The sequence below is a fragment of the Intestinirhabdus alba genome (assembly GCF_009711095.1).
Taxonomy (GTDB): Bacteria; Pseudomonadota; Gammaproteobacteria; order Enterobacterales; family Enterobacteriaceae; genus Intestinirhabdus; species Intestinirhabdus alba.
This window is the reverse complement of sequence record NZ_WMJZ01000024.1, coordinates 38344-61816: the sequence shown is the minus strand read 5'-3', so window position 1 is coordinate 61816 and position 23473 is coordinate 38344. Positions and strand designations below refer to the sequence as shown.

Below are 23473 nucleotides of genomic sequence, written 5' to 3'. Positions count from 1 at the left end.
GAAAGACCTCCAGCGACGCTCACGGATGGTTAAGGAACACAGCCTGATACTACATTCCCGGAGATAAAAATGATGGAACATTTCGACGTGGCGATTATCGGTGCCGGTCCGGCGGGTTCGGCCCTCGCCCGGCAGCTGAGCGGCAAAATGCGGGTGGTTGCGCTGGATAAAAAGCGCCAGAACGGCAGCGAAGGCTTCACCAAACCCTGCGGCGGCCTGCTGGCACCGGACGCCCAGCGCGCGTTTATCCGTGACGGCATTACGCTGCCCGTCGCCACAATCGCCAACCCGCAGATCTTCAGCGTCAGAACGATAGACGTCGCGGCATCGCTGACGCGCAACTACCAGCGCAGCTATATCAATATTAACCGTCACGCCTTTGATTTATGGATGAAGTCGCTGATCCCGGACGACGTTCAGGTTTATCACGACAGCCTGTGCCGGAAGATCTGGCGCGAGGGGGATAAATGGCACGTGGCCTTTCACGCCGACGGCCGGGAGCAGCGTCTGACCGCCCGTTACCTGGTGGGTGCCGACGGAGCCAATTCGCTGGTGCGCCGCCATCTCTATCCCGATCACGCGATCCGGAAGTACGTCGCCATCCAGCAGTGGTTTAAAGAACAGCATCCGGTGCCGTTTTACTCCTGTATTTTCGATAATGCGATAACGGACTGTTATTCGTGGAGCATCAGCAAGGACGGCTATTTTATTTTCGGCGGCGCATACCCGATGAAAGACGGCCAGGCGCGCTTTGCGGCGCTAAAAGCGAAGATGGAGGCCTTTCAGTTCCGCTTCGGTAACCCGCTGAAAAGTGAGAAATGCACGGTGCTGTTTCCGTCACGCTGGAAGGATTTTGTCTGCGGCAAAGATAACGCATTCCTGATTGGTGAGGCGGCGGGCTTTATCAGCGCCAGCTCGCTGGAGGGCATTAGCTATGCGCTGGACAGCGCCAGGCTGCTGAAAAACGTTCTGCTACGGGAGGCGGGCAATAAAAATGCGGCCTGGCGTCGGGCGACCCGCGGGCTGCGTATAAAGCTCTACGGCAAGATTCTTAAGAGCCGGGTGCTGACCTGCGCACGGCTGCGAAAAGGGATCATGCTGGGCCGGTTCGCCCATATTTCCGTGACAAATTCGGAAAATCAGCGGCAGACAGAACAGCATCCAGAAAATCAACGTAATATACTGACCCTCTTCTGGAAGATGTTTTTAATAAGGAACCTGCATGAACGCTAATTACGCCAGGATAGCAAAAACAGTGATGGTACTCTTATTTAGCTACATGCTTTCCGGCTGCTTTTCGATCATGCTGGCCGTGAACAGCAAGCCGGGCAGACAGCTAAAGGAGTGGAAAAGCGATACCGTAACCGGGCTGTCGCTGGCCCAGGACCGGGCGGGAACGCAGGGATATGTTTTTATCGGCAAAGGGTTTGACTATCTGCTGACTTCCGGCGTCGATAGCATCGTTAACCTGCTGAAGTCGCCGGACATCGATCGCCACGACCTGCAGGTCAGCAACGTCGCCAAATTTATTATCGACAATGACAAAAAGCAGTTTACCGGCGATCTAACGCTCCAGTACCGCTGGAAAACGCAGGAGGCGAAGCAAACGGCGATACGCTATGGTTTTGCCTGTTCTGCGTCGCTCTGCCTACAAAAATTATCCGGCCTGAAAGGCTCTGTTCATCAGAAAAATAATCAGCAGGATTATTCACAGGCGCTGGTCTTTTACCATCCGTTTAAGGTCGCGTTCTATCAATATAAAAGGACGGGAATGCCGGCAGGCGTTACCAATGCCTTAATACCCGTCGCCCTTACCCTGGATATTGTCACCTCGCCGGTGCAGCTGCTGGGGATCGGTATTATTACCGGGCTAACCGGCAGTTGACGAGCAAAAACCTTGCCCGCTACGGCTGGTTCAGCACAAACTTCTCAATGGCGTACGCCACGCCGTCTTCAAGGTTGGATTTGGTAATAAAATCCGCCGCCTCTTTCACCGACGGGATGGCGTTGTCCATCGCCACGCCCGTTCCGGCGTACTCGATCATCGCGATGTCGTTTTCCTGATCGCCAATGGCCATAATTTCTTCCGCTTTGATCCCCAGCGCATCGGCCAGCGATTTCACGCCGGTGCCTTTATTGACCCGTTTGTCGAGAATTTCGAGGAAGTACGGCGCGCTTTTCAGCACGGTGTACTTCTCTTTCACCTCCGCGGGAATGCGGGATATGGCTTTATCGAGGATCGCGGGTTCATCAATCATCATCACTTTCAGGAACCGAGTCGCCGGGTCCATCTTCTCCGCTTCACAGAACACCAGCGGTATGGTCGCCACGTAAGACTCATGCACCGTGTAGTAGCTGATGTCGCGGTTGGCGGTATAGAGCGTAGTGCGGTCCAGGGCGTGAAAATGCGATCCCACCTCGCGGGAGAGCTTCTCCAGGTAGCGATAATCCTCATAGTTCAGCGCGGTTTGCGCAACGGTGCTGCCGTCCCCCGCCTTCTGCACCAGCGCGCCGTTGTAAGTGATACAGTAATCGCCGGGCCGTGACATATGCAGCTCCTTCAGATAGCTGTGAACGCCCGCATAGGGCCGGCCGGTGGTCAGCACCACGTTAACGCCGCGCTCGCGGGCGGCGGCGATGGCGTTTTTAACCGCCGGTGAAATGGTGTGATCGGGCAGCAGAAGGGTGCCATCCATATCGATAGCAATAAGTTTGATAGCCATGAATTCCCCGGAGTGAATGAGTTCTGTTTAATACTAGCGCGATTATTCCCGCCCTACTTCACGCGGTATGCGGGCGGGCAACGTAATCCCCCTGAACATGGCCCTGACGGGCCGCGTTCAAACCGGTTCCCGGCGGGTTATGCAAGGTACGCTGCGTATTGCCCTAAGACCAGATTATTCAGGACAGACGCGCAAAAAGCAGCAGACAGAACGGGGAAAAAGGGGGACAGGGTGCGCCGGAAAAGCGCCCCTTTTCCGACGGCGAGCGGGCCGCCGCCGGACAGGCGCAACGGGAAACGCCGGGCGGTTAGCCCAGCAGTTTGCCCTTCAGCAGGTTCATACCGGCGGCGAGTAAATCACTACCGGAATCCGCGCTGATCTCCCCCTGGGGCGAAAGCGCGTCGATCGCTTTTGGCAGCCAGGTGGCCAGCATCGAAGCCGCCGCTCCGGTATCAATACCCAGCTTTTCGCCCAGCTCCGCGACGGCGGGGGTGCCCAGCGCGGCGGTAACCTGATCGCCGGAAATAAGCTGGTTGGCGAGGGTATCGCTCAGCCAGGACGCAATCACCTCGCCAAGGCCGCCGTTACGCAGCTTATCCAGCAGCGCCTGCACGCCGCCCTGGCTCTCCACCCAGCTTAAAATGGCCTGGTATTTCTTGAGGTCACCGTTGCCCAGCAGACTGCCAACCTGATCAAATAAACTCATCAACTGCTCCTTTTAGTATTCAGGCTATATCCCTGTTAAATATCGATATTCGCCGCCTTCAGGGCGTTCTCTTCGATAAAGGCGCGGCGCGGCTCTACGGCGTCGCCCATCAGCGTAGTGAACAGCTGGTCGGCGGCAATCGCATCCTTCACGGTAACGCGCAGCATCCGGCGGCTTTCCGGGTCCATCGTCGTTTCCCACAGCTGATCCGGGTTCATCTCGCCCAGGCCTTTGTAACGCTGAATCGCCAGGCCGCGGCGGGACTCTTTCACCAGCCAGTCCAGCGCCTGCTCGAAGCTCGCCACCGGCTGACGGCGTTCGCCGCGCTCGATAAAGGCGTCATCTTCAATCAGGCCGCGCAGCTTCTCGCCGAGAGTGCAGAGGCGACGATACTCCGCGCCGGTGACAAACTCATGATCCAGCACGTAGTCCGTATCCACCCCGTGGGTGCGCACCCGCACGACCGGCTCGAACAGGCCCTGCTCTGGGTTTTCACGCACGTCGAACTTCCACTGGCTGCCGTGCTGCTCTTTTTCGTTCAGCTCGGTCACCAGCGCGTTCACCCAGCGGGTAACGGTCTGCTCGTCAGAAAGGGAAGCGTCCTCCAGCGTCGGCTGGTAGATCAGCTCCTTGAGCAGCGCTTTCGGGAAGCGACGCTCCATACGGCCAATCATCTTCTGCGCCGCGTTATACTCGGAAACCAGCTTTTCCAGCGCTTCGCCGGCCAGCGCCGGGGCGCTGGCGTTGGCGTGCAAGGTCGCGCCGTCAAGAGCGATGGCGATCTGATACTGATCCATCGCCTCGTCGTCTTTAATGTACTGCTCCTGCTTACCTTTCTTCACTTTATACAGCGGCGGCTGGGCGATATAGACGTGGCCGCGTTCGACGATTTCCGGCATCTGGCGGTAGAAGAAGGTCAGCAGCAGGGTGCGAATGTGTGAGCCGTCGACATCCGCATCGGTCATGATGATGATGCTGTGATAGCGCAGTTTGTCCGGGTTGTACTCATCGCGGCCGATGCCGCAGCCCAGCGCGGTGATCAGCGTCGCCACCTCCTGGGAGGAGAGCATCTTGTCGAAGCGCGCCTTCTCCACGTTGAGGATTTTACCCTTCAGCGGCAGAATCGCCTGGTTCTTGCGGTTACGCCCCTGCTTGGCGGAGCCGCCCGCGGAGTCCCCTTCCACCAGGTACAGTTCAGACAGCGCCGGATCGCGCTCCTGGCAGTCCGCCAGCTTACCCGGCAGACCGGCTAAGTCCAGCGCGCCTTTACGGCGGGTCATTTCACGGGCGCGGCGCGCCGCTTCACGGGCGCGGGCGGCGTCGATGATTTTGCCGACCACGATTTTCGCGTCAGACGGATTTTCCAGCAGGTATTCGCTCAGCAGCTCGTTCATCTGCTGTTCTACCGCCGACTTCACCTCGGACGAAACCAGCTTGTCTTTGGTCTGGGAGGAGAACTTCGGATCCGGCACCTTCACCGAAACCACGGCGATCAGCCCTTCGCGGGCGTCGTCGCCGGTGGCGCTGACCTTGGCCTTTTTGCTGTAGCCTTCTTTGTCCATGTAGGCGTTCAGGGTGCGGGTCATCGCCGCACGGAAGCCCGCGAGGTGGGTGCCGCCGTCGCGCTGGGGAATGTTGTTGGTAAAGCAGTAGATATTTTCCTGGAAACCGTCGTTCCACTGCAGCGCCACTTCTACGCCGATACCGTCTTTTTCTGTAGAAAAATAGAAGATATTCGGATGGATCGGCGTTTTGTTCTTGTTCAGATACTCCACGAACGCCTTGATGCCGCCTTCATAATGGAAGTGATCCTCTTTGCCATCGCGCTTGTCTTTCAGACGAATCGAGACGCCGGAGTTAAGGAACGACAGCTCGCGCAGGCGCTTCGCCAGAATCTCATATTCAAATTCGGTGACGTTGGTGAAGGTTTCCAGGCTTGGCCAGAAACGCACCATGGTGCCGGTTTTATCGGTGTCACCGGTAGCGGCCAGCGGTGCCTGAGGCACGCCGTGCTCGTAGATCTGGCGATGAATTTTGTTATCACGCTGGATAACCAGCTCCAGCTTTTGGGAGAGGGCGTTTACCACGGAAACGCCAACGCCGTGCAGACCGCCGGACACCTTATAGGAGTTATCGTCAAACTTGCCGCCCGCGTGCAGGACGGTCATGATCACTTCCGCCGCCGACACCCCCTCTTCCGGGTGAATACCGGTCGGGATGCCGCGCCCGTCATCCTGTACGGATACAGAGTTATCGGCATGGATGGTGACGATAATATCTTTACAGTGACCCGCGAGCGCTTCGTCGATAGCGTTATCTACCACCTCAAATACCATGTGGTGCAGACCGGTGCCGTCATCCGTGTCGCCGATATACATACCCGGGCGCTTACGCACCGCATCGAGTCCTTTCAGGACTTTGATACTGGAGGAGTCATAAGAATTCGACATCAACGTTTCTCGCTCATTTAATCTTGGGTTAATCCGTTATTTTACCCTTTTCCACGGTAAACATCTTCGAATTTTCATCCGACATGTCCAGAACGTGTTCAGCGCTGATCGCGCTGACGAAGACCTGCGATTGCGTCGCTTTTAAGCGGCTGGCCAGCAGCCCGCGGCGCGCATCATCAAGCTCAGAGGCAAAATCATCAATCAGGTAGAGACACCGCCGCCCGCTTTCGCGGGTGAGGAACTCTCCCTGCGCCAGGCGCAGGGCGCACATCAGAAGTTTAAGCTGCCCGCGCGATAGCGTATCTTCCACCGGCGCGCCGTCGGCGCGAATGCGGAAATCGGCCTTATGCGGGCCGTACGCCGTGTACGTCAGCAGGCGATCGCGCTCAAAGCTGCGCGCCAGTACCTCTGCGTAGTCGGTCTCTTTCTCCCAGCCCCGCTGAAAAGAGAAGGAGAGCGTAAACTCCGGTAAAAACTGCCGGCAGGTATCTGCCATATCCTCAGCGATGGCGGCGCTGTATTGCCCGCGCCAGGCGCTGATCTGTTCCGCCAGCGGGATCAGCTCTTTGTCCCACGGGCGCAGTTGCTCATAGCGGTTCACCTGGCGCAGCGCCGCATTGCGCTGTTTGAGCAGCCGCTTCAGGTTGCTCCAGGCGGTGAAGAAGCCGGCCTCATTATGAAAACATCCCCAGTCCAGGAACGCCCTTCTGTATTTGGGGCCGCCGTTGAGCAAAGTAAACCCTTCCGGGGTGATCAACTGCATCGGCATCAGGTGCGCCAGCTCGGCGACCTTGTGGCCGTCGGTGCCGTCAATACGCACCTTGCTGTCGCCCTGTTTATCTTTGCTCAGGCCGATCGAGGTTTCCCGCTCATCGCCCTGTAATCGACCATGAAGGACAAACGCCTGCTGCTCATGGCGAATCACCCGGCCGGGCTGCAGACTGCGAAACGCCCGGCCGTGGCCGAGCGTATAGATGGCTTCCAGAACGCTGGTTTTGCCGCTGCCGTTAGCGCCAACCAGGAAGTTAAAGCCGGGAGATAAAGCGAGATCCGCGTTTTCGATATTGCGGAAGTCTTTGATTAGCAGTCGGGATAGCGACATATCAGCTCATAACCAGGGCGTTATCGGCGCAGTTAGTCTGGTTACGGCCAGCGCGCAACAACCGGAGCGTACTGGAGTACGTGAGGATTGTGAGCACTGCCCGGAGCCAGAATAACAAGTAAGATAGCCCGATATTTTCTACAGCCTCATGGGCATGACGACGTATGCTGCGGACTGGGATGCCGCGTCTTCTATCTGCACGCTCGAAACAGAGTCGGTCAGCATAATGCGCACCGTTTCACACTTCAGCGCATTAAGCACGTCCAGCACATAGCTGACGTTAAAACCGATTTCCAGCTCCGTGCCGGGATAGGTGACGTCCAGAATCTCTTCAGCCTCCTCCTGCTCCGGGTTGTTGGCGGTGATCCGCAGCTGGTTCTCGCTCACGTACAGGCGCACGCCGCGAAACTTCTCGTTAGAGAGGATCGCCGCGCGGGCAAAGGCCTGCTTAAGCAGGTCGCAGCCGGCTTCCAGATGCTTGTCCGGGTTCTTCGGCAGCACGCGACGATAGTCCGGAAAGCGCCCGTCCACCAGCTTGGAGGTAAAGATAAAATCGCCAACGTGGGCGCGGATATTATTGCTGCCAATCTGCACGCGCAGCGGGGTATCGCCGCCGTCGAGCATACGCATCAGCTCAATAACTCCTTTACGCGGTACGATCACCGAATGGCTGGGCAGCGACTGGCCGATCGGCATCGAGCAGACCGCCAGGCGGTGGCCGTCGGTCGCCACGGTGCGCAGCTCTTCGCCTTCGGTCTCAAACAGCATACCGTTCAGGTAGTAGCGCACGTCCTGATGGGCCATTGAAAACTGCGTGGCCTCAATCAGGCGCTTCATGGTCGCCTGGGCCACGGTGAACTCTACCTCGCTCTGCCAGTCGTCGAGGTTGGGAAAATCGGCGGCAGGCAGGGTGGAGAGTGAAAAGCGGCTGCGCCCGGAGCGCACCAGCATCCGTTCCCCCTCAAGGGTAACGGCGATTTCCGCGCCTTCCGGCAGCCCGCGGCAGATATCAAAGAACTTGCGCGCCGGAACGGTGGTTGCGCCTGGCTCATGAGGCTGAATCAACGCAACGCGCGCCACCATTTCCATCTCCAGATCGGTGCCGGTCAGCGAGAGCGTACCGTCAGCCACCTGCAGCAGCAGGTTGCCAAGAATAGGCAGCGTGGGACGTCCACCCAGCGGGCCGCTGACCTGCTGAAGTGGTTTTAATAAATGTTCACGTTCAACGGTAAATTTCATAGCGTCACGAAGATAATGTTCTGATTAAATTGGAGAAATCTTCTTTAATATCATGGCTTTCTTCACGCAGCTGCTCGATCTTCCGGCAGGCATGAAGCACGGTAGTATGGTCGCGGCCGCCAAACGCATCGCCGATCTCCGGCAGGCTGTGGTTGGTCAGCTCTTTCGCCAGCGCCATAGCCATCTGACGAGGGCGCGCTACCGAACGGGACCGCCGCTTAGAAAGCAGGTCCGCAATTTTGATTTTGTAGTACTCCGCCACCGTCTTCTGGATGTTGTCGATGGTGACCAGCTTCTCCTGCAGCGCCAGCAGATCGCGCAGCGCTTCCCGCACGAAGTCGATGGTAATGGCCCGGCCGGTAAAGTTGGCGTTGGCGATCACGCGGTTCAGCGCCCCTTCCAGTTCACGTACGTTGGAGCGCAGCCGCTTGGCGATAAAAAACGCCACCTCGCCCGGCAGGCGGATCTCGTTTTCATCGGCTTTTTTCATCAGGATCGCCACGCGGGTTTCCAGCTCGGGCGGCTCGATCGCCACGGTCAGGCCCCAGCCGAAGCGGGATTTAAGACGATCCTCAACCCCGTTGATCTCCTTCGGATAACGATCCGAGGTCAGAATGATCTGCTGATTACCTTCCAGCAGGGCGTTAAAGGTGTGAAAAAACTCTTCCTGGGATCGCTCTTTATTGGCGAAGAACTGAATGTCATCGATCAGCAGGGCGTCTACCGAACGGTAGTAGCGCTTGAACTCTTCGATGGCATTATTCTGCAGCGCCTTGACCATATCCTGAACAAAGCGCTCGGAGTGCATGTAAACCACCTTCGCGTTAGGCTTGCGCGCCATAATACCGTTACCCACGGCGTGCAGCAGGTGGGTTTTACCGAGGCCGGTGCCGCCGTAGAGGAAGAGCGGGTTATACGCGCCGCCGGGGTTATCCGCCACCTGTCGCGCCGCCGCGCGCGCCAGCTGGTTGGACTTACCTTCAACGAAGTTATCAAAGGTATGTTTGACGTTTACGTTGGAGCGCCAGTTGGCTTCCGCCGGAGCCGGCACGTTATCCCAGCCCGGACGCGCCGCCGGAGCCGTTCGCTGAGGCTGCGCCGCCTGAGCCGGTGCGGTAACGCTGCTGCCGGAGGGCGTTTTCAGGGTCCGGGTTACCGGCTTCGTGCCCACCTCAAACCGCAGCTGCGGAACATCCGCGCCGCAGAAGTCATTTAGTAATCCATTAATATTATTAAGGTATTTATCCCTTACCCAGTCGAGCACGAAACGGTTTGGCGCATACAGGGCCAGCGTGTTATCGCTCAGTTCCGCCTGCAACGGGCGTATCCACATACTGAATTCTGTGGCTGGTAACTCATCCTGCAATCGGGCAAGACACTGCTGCCAAAGCGAAAGTGACACGGCGGACTCCACTCGAACAAACGTCAATAAATGACAAAGGCTGAAATATTCATGATTGTTGGCGCACGTCGACAAGACCCTGAGTACAGAGGGTGACGTGCGAATTGCTGTCTGCAATTTTACCCGATCCGGATCCGTTGAAACGATCGGAACCGCGGATCATAGCCTAAACCGGGAAAGAGATCTTCTGTTTCTCACAGTTTCTTCCCGATTTATCCACAGGACGATCCCGTGCCGGTTAAGTGTAAACGATCCCGGTGAAGTTCTGTACGACTTAGCGCGCATATCGGAAAATTAATCGCCGCGCCCGCCGTTACCGCTCCCTGGGATCGAAGAAAGATCCCGAACGATCCTTGCGCTTTACCCATCAGCCCGTATAATTCTCCACCCGTCGCGTTATGTCCGGCAACAGGACGTCAAAACCGCCCATTTTCCACGCGAAAAGGTGCGGAAAACGGCGGGAATTAAGGAAAGTGAATTGACTCCGGAGTGTACAATTATTACAATCCGGCCTCTTTAATCACCCACGACTTCGGCGTCCGTTATTAGAAATACGTTCGGGCAACCGTAAATGTCATGAATTTATTCAAGTTTAGGTAGAAATCGCCATGAAACGCACTTTTCAACCGTCCGTACTGAAGCGCAACCGTTCTCACGGCTTCCGTGCTCGTATGGCTACTAAAAATGGTCGTCAGGTTCTGGCACGTCGTCGTGCTAAAGGCCGCGCTCGTCTGACCGTTTCCAAGTAATAAAGCTAACCCTGAGTGGTTAAGCTCGCATTTCCCAGGGAGTTACGATTGTTAACTCCCACTCATTTCACATTCGTCTTCCAGCAGCCGCAACGGGCTGGCACGCCGCAAATTACCATTCTCGGCCGCCTGAATTCGCTGGGGCATCCCCGCATCGGTCTTACCGTCGCCAGGAAAAACGTTCGACGCGCCCATGAACGCAACCGGATTAAGCGTCTGACACGTGAAAGCTTTCGTCTGCGTCAGCACGAACTGCCGCCGATGGATTTCGTGGTGGTGGCGAAAAAAGGGGTTGCCGATCTCGATAACCGGGCGCTGACGGAAGCGTTGGAAAAATTATGGCGTCGCCATTGTCGCCTGGCTCGCGGGTCCTGATCGCCCTCATCCGGGTTTATCAACGCCTGATCAGTCCGCTGCTTGGGCCGCACTGCCGTTTCACTCCAACCTGCTCAAGCTACGGAATTGAGGCATTGCGCAGGTTCGGAGTGATAAAAGGCAGTTGGTTGACGGTGAAACGCGTATTAAAATGCCACCCTTTACACCCTGGTGGTGACGATCCCGTCCCGCCCGGACCATTTGATACCAGAGAACACTAACGATGGATTCGCAACGCAATCTTTTAGTCATCGCTTTGCTGTTCGTGTCTTTCATGATCTGGCAAGCCTGGGAGCAGGATAAAAATCCGCAGCCCCAGTCCCAACAGACCACGCAGACCACGACCACCGCAGCGGGTAGCGCCGCCGACCAGGGCGTACCTGCCAGCGGCCAGGGGAAATCGATCACGGTTAAATCTGACGTGCTTGAGCTGACCATCAACACCCGTGGCGGTGATGTGGAACAGGCCCTGCTGCCGGCTTACCCTAAAGATCTTGGCTCCAAAGAGTCGTTCCAGCTGCTGGAAACCACCCCGCAGTTTATCTATCAGGCGCAGAGCGGCCTGACCGGCCGTGACGGCCCGGATAACCCGGCCAACGGCCCGCGTCCGCTGTACAACGTTGAAAAAGAGGTCTGGACGCTGGCGGACGGGCAGAACGAGCTGCAGATCCCGATGACTTACACCGACGCGGCGGGCAACACGTTTACCAAGACGTTCACCCTTAAGCGCGGCGAGTATGCCGTTAACGTTGGCTACAGCGTACAGAACGCCGGCGCGAAGCCGCTGGAACTGGCCGTCTTTGGCCAGCTGAAGCAATCCATCAAACTGCCTGCCCACCGGGACACCGGCAGCAGCAATTTTGCGCTGCACACCTTCCGCGGCGCGGCGTACTCCACCCCCGACGAGAAGTATGAGAAATACAAATTCGATACCATCGCCGATAACGAAAACCTGAATATCAACGCGCAGAGCGGCTGGGTGGCGATGCTGCAGCAGTATTTCGCCACCGCGTGGATCCCGCATAACGACGGCACTCATAACTTCTACACCGCGAACCTGGGCAACGGCAACGCCGCCATCGGCTATAAATCGCAGCCGGTACTGGTACAGCCGGGCCAGACGAGCGCCATTTCCAGCACGCTGTGGGTCGGTCCGGAAATCCAGGACAAAATGGCCGCCGTCGCCCCGCATCTGGATTTGACCGTAGACTACGGCTGGCTGTGGTTTATCTCCCAGCCGCTGTTTAAACTGCTGAAGTGGATCCACAGCTTTGTGGGTAACTGGGGGTTCTCGATTATCATCATCACCTTTATCGTGCGTGGCATCATGTACCCGCTGACCAAAGCGCAGTACACCTCGATGGCGAAGATGCGTATGCTGCAGCCGAAGATCCAGGCGATGCGTGAACGCCTGGGCGACGATAAGCAGCGCCAGAGCCAGGAGATGATGGCCCTGTACAAGGCGGAGAAAGTTAACCCGCTGGGCGGCTGCTTCCCGCTGATTATCCAGATGCCAATCTTCCTTGCGCTGTACTATATGCTGATGGGTTCCATTGAGCTGCGCCATGCGCCGTTCGCCCTGTGGATCCATGACCTGTCCGCGCAGGACCCGTACTACATTCTGCCGATCCTGATGGGCCTGACGATGTTCTTCATTCAGAAGATGTCGCCGACTACCGTGACCGACCCAATGCAGCAGAAGATCATGACCTTTATGCCGGTCATCTTTACCGTCTTCTTCCTGTGGTTCCCGTCCGGTCTGGTGCTGTACTACATCGTCAGCAACCTGGTCACCATCATTCAGCAGCAGCTGATTTACCGTGGCCTGGAAAAACGTGGCCTGCACAGCCGCGAGAAGAAAAAATCCTGATTCTCTTCATTCTTCAAGCCGCAGATGCGTTGGCTTCTTTAGTTCGCCCCAGTCACTTACGGAAGTCAAGCTCCTGGGGCCTCACTAACTTGCCGCCTTCCTGCAACTTGAATTATTTCGAGAATTTACGGTAACGTTAATGCCAGAGAAGGCGGTCAATAGACCGCCTTTTTTACATTTTAAAGAGAGCAATCATGAGCCATAACGACACTATCGTCGCTCAGGCGACCCCGCCGGGACGCGGGGGCGTCGGTATTCTGCGCATCTCCGGCCTGAAGGCGTGCGAGGTTGCCGAAGCCGTGCTGGGCAAGCTGCCAAAGCCGCGCTATGCCGACTATCTGCCGTTTAAAGACGCCGACGGCACTGCGCTGGATCAGGGTATCGCCCTGTGGTTCCCCGGCCCTAACTCCTTCACCGGCGAAGACGTGCTTGAGCTACAGGGGCACGGCGGCCCGGTGATCCTCGACTTGCTGTTAAAACGTATTCTGACGCTGCCGGGCCTGCGTATCGCGCGTCCTGGCGAGTTTTCCGAACGCGCCTTCTTGAACGATAAACTCGATCTGGCCCAGGCCGAAGCGATTGCCGACCTGATTGACGCCAGCTCGGAGCAGGCGGCGCGCTCGGCGCTAAATTCGCTGCAGGGCGCGTTTTCCGCCAGGGTTAACCATCTTGTGGAAGCGCTCACTCACCTGCGCATCTACGTGGAGGCGGCGATTGACTTTCCGGATGAGGAGATCGACTTTCTCTCGGACGGGAAAATCGAAGCACGGCTTAACGGCGTTATCGCCGATCTCGATGCCGTACGCGCCGAGGCCCGCCAGGGAAGCCTGCTGCGCGAAGGGATGAAGGTGGTCATCGCCGGGCGGCCTAACGCCGGAAAATCGAGCCTGCTGAACGCGCTGGCGGGACGTGAGGCGGCCATCGTCACCGATATCGCCGGCACCACCCGCGACGTGCTGCGCGAGCATATTCATATCGACGGTATGCCGCTGCATATCATCGACACCGCCGGCCTGCGCGACGCCAGCGACGAAGTGGAGCGTATCGGCATTGAGCGCGCCTGGCAGGAGATCGAACAGGCCGACCGGGTGCTGTTTATGGTTGACGGCACCACCACCGACGCCGTCGACCCGGCGGAAATCTGGCCGGACTTCATTGCCCGCCTGCCGGAAAAGCTGCCGATCACCGTGGTACGCAATAAGACTGATACCACCGGCGAAACGCCGGGCATGAGTGAAGTAAACGGTCACTCACTGGTTCGTCTCTCGGCGCGTACCGGGCAGGGCGTGGAGGTGCTGCGCAACCATCTCAAACAGAGCATGGGCTTCGATACCCGTATGGAAGGCGGATTCCTTGCCCGCCGCCGCCATCTGCAGGCGCTGGCGACGGCCGCAGAGCATCTTGCGCTGGGTAAAGCGCAGCTGCTCGGCGCATGGGCGGGCGAGCTGCTGGCGGAAGAGCTGCGCCTGGCGCAGCAAAGCTTAAGTGAGATCACCGGAGAATTTACCTCCGACGATCTGCTGGGGAGGATCTTCTCCAGCTTCTGTATCGGCAAATAGCTTTTTGTCCGTGAACGTTCACTAACCCGCATTAACTGCCTGTTAATGCGGGTTTTTTATGCTATATTCCGCAGCGGCACAGAGTCAAACGCTGCCGGGCAATGGCGAAATCTTCTTTATCAGCGCCTCAGGCGGAATCCCCGGCTACGGATAGATAATATTGAGCGTGGCCGTGGTATTGATTTTTCCCTGGGAGAGAAGCGTCGGCGACCAGGCATAGTAATAGACGCCGACGGGAATAGTAAACTGCGCCTCCAGCGGGCCGCCTGACGCCACGTAAAACAGCGAAGTGGCGTTGCCTTTGCTGGCGCTGGAAGATGAGAGCACAATCGGCGTATCCCTGCCGTCGCGTCTGACCAGGCGCAGCCCCACGCCCTTCGCCGCCCCCGCAGCACCGTCGGTCATCACCGTGGCGTCGGTTGCCAGCAGCGAGGTGCTGGAAAGAAACATATCAATGGCGCGATCGGCGGTGCCATTCGCCGCGATCCCGCTGCAGCGCATATTGAGGGTGAAAGGGGTAAAGCCCGGGCGATCGCTGCTTAACACCTGGCTCTTACCCAGGGTCGGCAGCACCACGGAAAGCCCGGCGTTACTGAAGCTGCAGGTGGTCAGCTTCGGCGTATAGGTCACAATCATCGGCTGACCAAACATATCGCGCGAATCGTAAGGCCACTGAAAGCCGTTAGTCAGCCACTGCAGGATCTTTATCAACTGGGCTAACGGCCAGATTAATATCTCCCCAAGCGACATACCGCTGAGATCGGTGACGAACAGAACGTCTTTCAGGGTGATGGTGTCGCCCGCCACCACGGCACCGCTTGTCGGCACCAGCGTAAACCGCACCGTTATCGGCACGTTCAGTTCAGAAGCCGTATGATTCCCGTAGGATGCCAGCTTTTTATTGGCGATATTGTTAATAATCTCCGCGCGCACGTTATATTTTCCGTTATGAAAACTGAGAATAGTGGCGTGCTGATCGTCGGTATTCAAAATGCGGGTGTAGCCAAACTCGCTGTCCCAGGTAGTGCAGAAAAACGACCCGGTATACTGCGTGTAGAACGAGCCGGTCCACGTCGGGGTGGCAGGCGTCAGCTTATCGGAGAGATCCACCGTCAGCGGCGACGCATAGCGAATTTGTCCGCTGTGGCAGGTGGCATAGCTCAGGCCGCTGACGGCGAGTAACAGCGCGGCTAATAGAAAATTTCTCATAGATTATCCTTTTTTATCGACACTGCGCGGGCGGGCCGTCGAGCGACAGCGGCGGGTGAACGAGGACGCAGCGCCGGTTTTTCATCAGCACCTCAAGCCGCTCCGGCGCGTTGTCAGCTTTGACGTACAGCACGCTTGCCTGCCCGACGTAGCCTGCCGTCTGCCCTTTTTTATCAACCACTTCCGCCCCAAACGGCAGCGCCCTGCCCGCGCCGTCCAGCGCGCGGAAGGTCCACGAGCGGCGGGTGTCGGTCGCAAAACGAATCACGTTCACCGACCCCTCGTAGGGGATGCTGTTCGCCTGATTGCCCTTCACCTCCGCCCCGGACATCGCTTCGGTATTGGTCAGCGTGATAGTGTTTTTACGGTACGGCGTGGCGTAGGGGATCAGCGCCAGCCCGTCGCCGTTAGTGACGATACTGCTGTCGCCATTCACCATCAGGCCTTTGGCCTTCGGCGCTTCCACCACCATCAGGGTGTTACCCATTTCATTGGACGCCAGCACATGCCAGGGGATCGCCACCACGCTGCCGCGGGCGCTCAGGCCGGCCTGCCGATAGTCCCCCGACTCGCTGTACGATCCGCTAAGGGTGGAGAAGCGTGAGCGCCACGCGAGGTTCGCACTGGCGGTATTCTGTCCGCCCTGCTGGTTGGCCCCCGACAGCGTCCAGGTAAGCCGCTGTGATTCCAGCGCGCTGCCGCTGAGCGTAACGTTGCTCTGCTGGTAGCGCGAGCGGGTGGTGGAGATCCCCGCGCTGAGCCAGGCGCTGTTGTCAAACAGCGAAAACGGCACGCTCAGCGTAAGATAAAGGCGCGTTTCCTCCTGCCGCTGGTCGTTGCGCACCCGGCTGGCCGAAACGGCGTAGTTGAGCCGCTGCCAGACGTTGGAATAACCGAGCTGATACTCACGGTTAGCATTTTGCTGATTCCAGTAGTCGCGCCAGGTGCCGGAGAAAAACAGGGTGCCCAGCGAGTCTCCCAGCCGCTGATTCAGGTTGAGCGTAAAGGTGTTTCTGGGCCGCGCGGAGCGCAGGGCATCCCAGGTATTGAGATCGACTGGCGCGGCTTCGTCAGGGTTCCGCGGCTCGAAGTTGTTGCGATAGTTCCTGTACCGGGAATAGCCGTCCCGGGAATAGATGGCATCACTAAAGCTGTAATAGCCTTTCGTGGAGTAGCGGTAAGCCGCAAGGGTAAAATTCGTCGCGGTGGTATTAAAGAATTTACTGTACGAAACGCGAAGGCTCTGCCCGCTCTGCCGTTTATAGGGCAGCCGCGTGTCGGCGTGGGTCATATCAACGGAGAGCGCCCCGATGGGAAAGTTCCAGCCCGCCCCCAGCAGACCAGCGCGGTACTCTTTGCTGAATAGCGCGCCGGCATAGCCGGTCACCAGGTTATTAAAACCATAGCGCACGGTGCCCCGCACAAACGGCGGTTCGTAGCGGGTATTGGCCTGCTTCACCCTGCCCGCCACCAGGTCGTACTGGCTGACTCCCTCTTTCAGCATACCGGGCACGGCCGAGAAGGGAACGGTAAAAATCTGCTCCCGCCCGTCGGCCTCGCGCACCTTCACCAGCAGATCCCCTGACGAGCCGGTGGGCTGAATATTATCGAGAATAAACTGACCGGGCGGGACGTTCTCCTGGTAGATCGTCACCCCGTTCTGCACAACGCTGACCATCGCGTTAGTTTGCGCCACGCCGCGCACCACGGGAGAAAAGCCCTGCTGCGAGTTCGGCCGCATGGCGAGATCGGAGGCCAGCGAAACGCCCCGGGTTCGGATAGAGTCAAACAGCGTCCCGCCGCTGTAGAAGTCGCCTGCGGTGAGCGATGATTTTATCGCCGCAAGCGGTTTGCGGATAAAGCGGGTGTTATTTTGCCAGCTGCCGCCGTCGCCGGAGCGTTTGCGAAAAGCGCTGCTGTCGCGAAACTGCCAGCCCGCCAGATTCGCGCCGGACTCCAGTCCGGTATAAAAGTTGTCATCACCGCCGCTTCCGCCCTGACGGGCAAAGGTCTTATACCAGGTTGAGTTCCAGGAAAGCAGCAGCGCCGGCACCCCCTCGTTCCAGAACCTGGGGGGCACATAGCCCGCTTCGGTATGTTCAACGAAGCGCTGGGGCACCGTCAGGCGGACGCTCAGCGTACCGCTATTCACCGCCACGCTTCCGCCCTGCACCACCTGCTGAAGGGTATAGAAATCAGGATCAAACGGCGGCGTCTTCAGCGCGCTGAGATCCAGCCCAAGCAGGGCCGCATCACTTTTTTTGATCTGAATGTGCTGGCTATCGTCGCCGAAAAGCAGGTTATAACGCCCCTTCCAGTCGTCATTAACGTAGATATCCATCTCCTGGCGGCCCGCGAGCATGTTCCGGTCTTCAAAAAAGCGCGACAGATCGGACTCCCCGGATGCCCCCGCAAGAAGAGAGGTATTGAAGGTTACCGCCGCGCTTTCCTGCACCGCCAACAGCGGACATAGCGCAAGCCAGCACAGGGCATCCCGGGTCTGTTTCATCATCCTGGTGCCCATTATTGCGCGATAAGGTCGTGATGCTTATAAGCGCCCAAATCGTCAACATATATCAGGCTGTAGGTCTGCGCCTTGATCGCCGGAGCAAGGGTTTTGCCGATGGCGTCGGAAAAGGGCGCAACCATCAGCGATTCCTCGAGCATTTTCCTGCCGCGGCGATCGTCGATACTGGCAAGAGTGATAAAGAACGGGCTGCGGTTAACGATGCGAAACGCCTGACCCGCCGCCGTCAGGCTGACCTTATCGATAGCATGACTGGCCTCACTTTTTATCGTCTGCGGGCGAACGAACAGCTTGATCCGCGATTTAATCGCCAGCTGTAGCGTATTCATTCCCTGCACATTTTCCGGGACGGGAGGGATATCAAGTACGTTGAGATAAAAGATGGATTCCCGATCCGCAGGCAGCGAGTCAGGTAGCTTTTTAATGCGCAGCTGCTGGCCGCTTCCGCCGTCGATCTTTACTACCGGAGGCGAGAGCAGAAAGGGCGCGCGTGACGTTTCCGGCGTCGAGTTCACATCACCATCATCAATCCATGACTGAACCAGCGCCGGGTCGGGTCCGTTATTAACCAGTTGAATCACCACCTCTTTACTGTCGCCAGGATAAATAACGCGGGTGCCATTAATAACCACATTGGCGGAAACCGCGCAGGAAAATAGAGACAGCAGGCCGCTTATCAATAATATAAAAATACGCATTGCAACGTTTCTTCCTGGCCTGGCCATGCAGGCAAGGCCAGGCATAGTCCATTATAAATAGGAGATGGTGTAGGTCAGGTTCGAGCTAAGGCTTCCTACCCTGGCCGCCAGCGCGTTGGTTTTATAGTAATAAACGTCCAGCGTTATGGTTTCCGCATCCGGGGCGGTTTTATTTCCCAAAACACCGGTATCAAAAGGCTGATTTAATAGAATGGGCGTGGCCGCACCCGGCTTAGCCAGTGAGAACCCTACATTGAGAGCGACGGCAGGATCGTTTTCATTCACCGTGGTATTGATTAAATATTTACCATCAGTAGAGATATTTTGCGCGGATGAGAAGTACATTTTTAATGGTGTTTTATTATTTGTAGTTGTGCTGGCTCCCGTGCAACCGGAGAACGTCAGGGAAAATGATTTTTTGTTTTTAGTTATCGGCCCGACGGTAGTACCGGCATCGGATACAGAAATGGGGTTCAGCACTACGGTAAAATCAGCGCTTTTTCCACCGTTAATCGTACAGGTGGTATCGGTAATCGCCCCACTAAAATTAATTGCGCCACCTGCGCTGTTATTATCTGCCAGCGCATAACCAGAAAATAAAGTTACAGATAACGCCGTAACCACAAAAAACTTATCGCTCATACAAAACTCCACTATATCATCTATCAGGTGTTACGGGCGAAAACGGCTTTCGTCCCGCTGGCATTGCAAAGAGGTAGCAGCGGTTAAGCCGCAGGCATAGCTGACTTCATCACGCGCAGAAGCCTCAGATCCGACATCAGCGACATAATAATGCTAAAAAAAGCTTAATATTGAAATATTATTCTAACATTTCACCTTAATAATATTTATAATCTAGCTTAAGGTGAATTATAAGTTTAAAAAACCCCTACACTCCATAAAACACCAGGAATATCCCTATTTTTGTTTAATATTATTAAGAATAACCGCCCGTCATAATCCACCAGTAATTTTCACACCTTGACCTGTAAATTTTTTACCTAAATACTAGAAGAAAAACATAATATAATCTTAAGGATGAAGAGAAACATGATCTATGTTATTGATTATTGCATGGTTTATGATGCGGACAGCGGCGTCCTTCGCTTATTGGAGGAAGAGGACTCTTTCATACAATTATCAAATCAGACCTCCCGATTACTCTCTGAGCTGATCAAGAACCGACAAAAGGTCGTACCGCGTGACGAGCTGGTTAAAAGCGTCTGGGAAGATTATGGCTTCTCCGGCTCCACGATCAGCGTTAACGTTGCGCTAAGTGAATTGCGTAAAGCATTTAAAATATTAGGCCGCGATCCTGGCCTGATACAAACGATTCGCCGCCGGGGGCTTTGCTTCACCGCCAGCGTGGAACCTGTATTAAATGAGCAAAAAAAAGAACCAGCGACGGTAAGTTATCATGAACAAAAAGCTGAAGTCCACCGGCAGATTAGTGTTAAAAAATGGCTATTGATTTCCACCATCGTGGTGTTAAATATTATTTCTATTATTATGTTCTATCTTATTGTTAATAACGAAAACGTCAGCGATAACCTGTCGTTCGAAGAGACAGATATCCGCAACATGGGTACTTATAAAAAGTGTAATTTGTTTCTGGTCGGCAACCTCAGCTACGATTCTCCGGCGCAGCCAGGCGAGCAGGCGAAAAAAGAACTAAGCCGCCTGGGCATCAGCTGTGAGAAGGACAGCAGCGATATATATTATTCAACGTTTGACCGGGTGCAGATTAAACGAACCTTTATCAGCATTTGTAACAAAAATGAATCCGGGGATTATATCAGCTGCATGACCAGTCGCTATATTTTAGGGGAATAAAAATGCGTAATTCAAAAACGATAATAGTGACTGTGGCAGTTATTATCCTGAACCTGATTATATTTGCATTAATTATCTTTAAAACTCAGAGCGATAGCGCCACGGTGGGGATTAAATGCTTCAGTAATACCGACACCAGACGAGAATTATCATCAGGGCGGGTCATCACCTCAAAGCTGACAACTCTGGTTATCCTGCAGGAGAATATAATGGCGCTGAGCTTTAAGGGCTCGGTGACGGATGAGCAGCGTCAGTATACCGTCGATCGGACCATGTCGCTTTCGGTAACCAGAGTGGGCAACAGCAAAATTTACCACGCCTATCACCATAGCCTCAGCAAAACGCCGGATGATAATACGCCTGAAGAGCTGTTTAGCCATATTCAGCTGGACAATTTTGACTACTTTTATGTCAGCCAGATTAAAGATGATACCTGGATTTTCGACGGACTGGAACTGCCCATTATGACCTGTTCCGCCTTTTAACCGGCCGATCGCCTCCCGGCCTTGCGGCTTCAACGATAAGATTATTTACGATCGTCAATGGTTACACACGGTGCGGAAAATGGCGACACGCTTTGCCCGCAGGAACCTGACGAAGGTTAACCGCCCCCGTAAAACCTCGCCTCAGGTGCTCGGCTAAGCGACGCCGCCTGGCTTTTTAACGTGATTTACCCCGGCTCTTGCTGGTTGACACAGTTAATAAACACGAATTAATATGCATAAACATTACATATTTATTAAGGAAAACCGCGTGATGTTTAAACATGTTATTTGTAAAACTCCCGGAAAATCAATGATTAATGGACTAACATCGGCCAACCTTGGCAAACCTGACTATCTGAAATCCCTGGATCAGCACAATGAATATATCCGCGCGCTGCAGCAGTGCGATGTGACGATCACTCTCCTGCCTGCGGATGAGCGTTTTCCGGATTCTGTATTTGTCGAAGATACCGCACTCTGCACGCCGCACTGCGCGATTATTACCCGCCCGGGCGCTGAAAGCCGCCGTGGCGAGACGGAGAGCATTGAGCAGACGTTAAGCCGTTTTTATCCGGGTAGACTTGAGCACATTAGCGCGCCGGATACCGTTGAAGCTGGCGATATCATGATGGTCGGCTCACATTACTATATCGGCTTATCCGCCCGCACCAACCGGTCCGGGGCCGAGCGGACGATCGCCATTCTGAATAAGTACGGCATGACGGGTTCGATAGTCAGCCTGAAAGAGGTCCTCCACTTAAAAACAGGCCTGGCGTACCTGGAAAATAATAACCTGCTGGCCGCCGGCGAGTTCGTCCATAAGCCTGAGTTTCAGCACCTGAATATTATTGAAATTCCCCGTGAGGAAGCCTATGCCGCAAACAGCATCTGGGTTAACGACCGGGTGATCATGCCCGCAGGCTACCCTGAAACCCGCGAGAAAATCGCTGCTCTGGGCTACCAGGTTATCGAAGTCGATACTTCAGAGTACCGAAAGATAGATGGCGGCGTTAGCTGCATGTCGCTACGTTTCTGAGACAATTCACTCCGCCGCTCTTGTCAGCGGCTTTTCTTAACGTAACGGCAGACGGCAATGACGACGGCAAAAAAGAAACTGGGTTTATTGCCGCTCACCCTTCTGGTGGTAGGCGGAATTATTGGTAGCGGTATCTTCAGTTTGCCGCAGAACATGGCGGAAGGTGCCGGCGCTGGCGCTGTGCTTATCGCATGGGGTATCACCCTTTGCGGAATGCTGACCCTGACGCGAATTTTTCAGTATCTTTCCCTGCGATTCAGCGATAGCGCCGACGGGCTTTATGGCTATGTGCGTGAAGGCTTCGGTGACTACATTGGTTTTAACGCCGCGTGGGGCTACTGGATATCCGCATGGATGGCCTGCGCCAGCTATCTGATTATTCTGTTCAGCGCCCTTGGTTCCTTTAAACCGCTGGCGTTTTTTGGCGATGGGACGACGCTCCCTTCGGTCGTTTGCGGGCTGATCCTGATCTGGATTATCCATTTCTTCGTTCTGCGCGGCGTGTACGGGGCTTTTATCCTGAACTGCATCATCACCGTCGCAAAAATTATTCCCATTCTGCTGTTTATTATCTGCATTATGCTGGCGTTTAAGATCAAAACTTTCAGCATCGATTTCTGGGGCACCCCCCAGCTTGGCTCCGTTATCACTCAGGTAAAACACACCATGCTCTATACCGTGTGGGTCTATCTGGGTATAGAGAGCGCCACGGTTTACTCTTCGCGCACGAAAGGACTGAGCACCATTAGCCGGGCAACGTTCCTGGGATTCGCGATGACCAGCCTGCTATTGATGTGCGTGTCCATTCTTTCGCTGGGCATCGTTCCCCAGCACGAGCTGGCCGCCATGAAAAACCCGTCGATGGCGCTGGTATTTGAAAAAGTGACCGGTCCCTGGGGCGCAATGCTGATTAATATCGGCCTGGTGGTGTCCGTCAGCGGCGGCCTGCTTTCATGGCTGATGCTGTCATCTGAAATGCTCTGGCTGGCCGGTCGGGGGCCGCAGCATACCGCCCCGGCCTGCTTTGGACAACTGAACCACGCGGGTACGCCAAAATACTCCCTGTGGCTGACAACCGCGTTCATCACCGGCTTGATTCTGTTGGCGAGGGTTTATGAGTCGGGCTACAACACGCTGATCCAGCTATCCACCTCGATGGTGCTGATCCCTTATCTGCTGGCGGCGCTGTTTGTTCTGAAACTGGCGCTGCGGGAACGGCAGTTCTCACTGGCGATAGTCGGATTTATCGGCTCGCTGTATGGATTCTGGCTGATCTACGCGGGCGGACTGACCTACCTGCTGCTGTCGATGATTTTGTACACCCTTGGGCTGGGGTTCTATATAAAAGCACGCAGAGAGCGCGGCCTGACAACCTTCAGCCACTGGCATGACAAGAGCTATGCCGTACTGATTAGCGCGCTGTGTCTCTTCGCCCTGTACAACTTTTTTATTGTTCCGGCACCGGGCTAACAGCGCCGGGCTGAAGACGCCCCACCCGCCGACGGGTGGG

22 protein-coding genes are annotated in these 23473 nt (G+C 55.9%); 12 read left to right on the top strand and 10 right to left on the bottom strand.

What is annotated here, in order from left to right; genetic code table 11:
* Window positions 1–72: 72 nt before the first annotated feature.
* Window positions 73–1233 carry an FAD-binding protein gene (locus GJV78_RS16475; RefSeq protein WP_155109372.1) on the top strand — a complete coding sequence of 387 codons (1161 nt, stop codon included), beginning with the start codon at window positions 73–75 and terminating at the stop codon, window positions 1231–1233.
* The gene (locus GJV78_RS16470) at window positions 1223–1885 is read left to right on the top strand and encodes a YidX family protein (protein WP_155109354.1); all 663 of its coding nucleotides are present in this window, start codon (window positions 1223–1225) and stop codon (window positions 1883–1885) included. The genes GJV78_RS16475 and GJV78_RS16470 overlap by 11 nt, the downstream gene beginning before the upstream one ends.
* 19 nt (window positions 1886–1904) lie before the next feature.
* Here GJV78_RS16470 and yidA read toward each other — a convergent pair whose 3' ends face one another.
* From yidA to dnaA, 6 genes are all read right to left on the bottom strand, one after another.
* Entirely contained in the window at window positions 1905–2723 is an 819-nt protein-coding gene (gene yidA, locus GJV78_RS16465) for a sugar-phosphatase (protein ID WP_155109353.1), read from the bottom strand.
* Window positions 2724–3030: 307 nt separating this feature from the next.
* A complete protein-coding gene (locus GJV78_RS16460) occupies window positions 3031–3429 on the bottom strand; it encodes a YidB family protein (RefSeq protein WP_155109352.1) in 399 nt (132 codons plus the stop codon).
* 35 nt (window positions 3430–3464) lie between these two features.
* A complete protein-coding gene (gene gyrB / locus GJV78_RS16455; protein ID WP_155109351.1) occupies window positions 3465–5879 on the bottom strand; it encodes a DNA topoisomerase (ATP-hydrolyzing) subunit B in 2415 nt (804 codons plus the stop codon).
* Between the two features lie 28 nt (window positions 5880–5907).
* The gene (gene recF, locus GJV78_RS16450; protein WP_155109350.1) at window positions 5908–6981 is read right to left on the bottom strand and encodes a DNA replication/repair protein RecF; all 1074 of its coding nucleotides are present in this window, start codon (window positions 6979–6981) and stop codon (window positions 5908–5910) included.
* 138 nt (window positions 6982–7119) lie between these two features.
* Window positions 7120–8220, bottom strand: coding sequence for a DNA polymerase III subunit beta (dnaN, locus tag GJV78_RS16445; protein ID WP_155109349.1), 1101 nt, complete (start codon window positions 8218–8220; stop codon window positions 7120–7122).
* A 4-nt stretch (window positions 8221–8224) separates the two neighbouring features.
* On the bottom strand, window positions 8225–9622 hold the full coding sequence (dnaA, locus tag GJV78_RS16440) for a chromosomal replication initiator protein DnaA (protein ID WP_167519609.1): 1398 nt from the start codon (window positions 9620–9622) through the stop codon (window positions 8225–8227).
* Window positions 9623–9915: 293 nt separating this feature from the next.
* On the opposite strand from dnaA, the gene GJV78_RS24285 reads away from it, so the two are divergent.
* The 6 genes from GJV78_RS24285 to mnmE all read left to right on the top strand — a co-directional run bounded on the left by GJV78_RS24285 (window position 9916) and on the right by mnmE (window position 14175).
* Window positions 9916–10002, top strand: a complete 87-nt coding sequence (locus tag GJV78_RS24285) for a hypothetical protein (protein ID WP_456237493.1) — start codon at window positions 9916–9918, stop codon at window positions 10000–10002.
* Between the two features lie 228 nt (window positions 10003–10230).
* Window positions 10231–10371, top strand: coding sequence for a 50S ribosomal protein L34 (rpmH, locus tag GJV78_RS16435; protein ID WP_000831330.1), 141 nt, complete (start codon window positions 10231–10233; stop codon window positions 10369–10371).
* A 15-nt stretch (window positions 10372–10386) separates the two neighbouring features.
* Window positions 10387–10746 (top strand): ribonuclease P protein component, encoded by a 360-nt coding sequence (rnpA, locus tag GJV78_RS16430; protein ID WP_167519608.1) that lies wholly within the window; start codon window positions 10387–10389, stop codon window positions 10744–10746.
* Entirely contained in the window at window positions 10710–10967 is a 258-nt protein-coding gene (gene yidD / locus GJV78_RS16425) for a membrane protein insertion efficiency factor YidD (protein ID WP_003023846.1), read from the top strand. Before rnpA ends, yidD begins: the two co-directional genes overlap by 37 nt.
* Window positions 10968–10969: 2 nt before the next feature.
* Window positions 10970–12616, top strand: coding sequence for a membrane protein insertase YidC (gene yidC / locus GJV78_RS16420; RefSeq protein WP_155109346.1), 1647 nt, complete (start codon window positions 10970–10972; stop codon window positions 12614–12616).
* 194 nt (window positions 12617–12810) lie between these two features.
* The gene (mnmE, locus tag GJV78_RS16415) at window positions 12811–14175 is read left to right on the top strand and encodes a tRNA uridine-5-carboxymethylaminomethyl(34) synthesis GTPase MnmE (protein ID WP_155109345.1); all 1365 of its coding nucleotides are present in this window, start codon (window positions 12811–12813) and stop codon (window positions 14173–14175) included.
* Window positions 14176–14319: 144 nt separating this feature from the next.
* Here the strand turns inward: mnmE and GJV78_RS16410 are convergent, their stop codons facing one another.
* Genes GJV78_RS16410 through GJV78_RS16395 form a run of 4 tightly spaced genes read right to left on the bottom strand, consistent with a single transcriptional unit; the run spans window position 14320 to window position 19251 of the window.
* The gene (locus GJV78_RS16410; RefSeq protein WP_155109344.1) at window positions 14320–15384 is read right to left on the bottom strand and encodes a fimbrial protein; all 1065 of its coding nucleotides are present in this window, start codon (window positions 15382–15384) and stop codon (window positions 14320–14322) included.
* Window positions 15385–15397: 13 nt separating this feature from the next.
* Window positions 15398–17893, bottom strand: a complete 2496-nt coding sequence (locus GJV78_RS16405) for a fimbria/pilus outer membrane usher protein (RefSeq protein WP_155109371.1) — start codon at window positions 17891–17893, stop codon at window positions 15398–15400.
* Between the two features lie 14 nt (window positions 17894–17907).
* A complete protein-coding gene (locus GJV78_RS16400) occupies window positions 17908–18609 on the bottom strand; it encodes a fimbrial biogenesis chaperone (protein ID WP_155109343.1) in 702 nt (233 codons plus the stop codon).
* A 51-nt stretch (window positions 18610–18660) separates the two neighbouring features.
* Window positions 18661–19251 (bottom strand): fimbrial protein, encoded by a 591-nt coding sequence (locus tag GJV78_RS16395; protein ID WP_155109342.1) that lies wholly within the window; start codon window positions 19249–19251, stop codon window positions 18661–18663.
* Between the two features lie 408 nt (window positions 19252–19659).
* Here GJV78_RS16395 and GJV78_RS16390 point away from each other — a divergent pair, with 408 nt between their 5' ends.
* The 4 genes from GJV78_RS16390 to GJV78_RS16375 all read left to right on the top strand — a co-directional run bounded on the left by GJV78_RS16390 (window position 19660) and on the right by GJV78_RS16375 (window position 23433).
* A complete protein-coding gene (locus tag GJV78_RS16390; protein ID WP_167519607.1) occupies window positions 19660–20442 on the top strand; it encodes a winged helix-turn-helix domain-containing protein in 783 nt (260 codons plus the stop codon).
* A gap of 32 nt (window positions 20443–20474) precedes the next feature.
* Window positions 20475–20927: a hypothetical protein gene (locus tag GJV78_RS16385; protein ID WP_155109340.1), complete on the top strand. Its 453-nt coding sequence runs from the start codon at window positions 20475–20477 to the stop codon at window positions 20925–20927.
* A gap of 232 nt (window positions 20928–21159) precedes the next feature.
* Complete coding sequence (gene ddaH, locus GJV78_RS16380; protein ID WP_407929059.1) at window positions 21160–21963, top strand: dimethylargininase; 804 nt, start codon at window positions 21160–21162, stop codon at window positions 21961–21963.
* 57 nt (window positions 21964–22020) lie between these two features.
* On the top strand, window positions 22021–23433 hold the full coding sequence (locus tag GJV78_RS16375) for a basic amino acid/polyamine antiporter (RefSeq protein WP_155109338.1): 1413 nt from the start codon (window positions 22021–22023) through the stop codon (window positions 23431–23433).
* Window positions 23434–23473 lie beyond the last annotated feature (40 nt).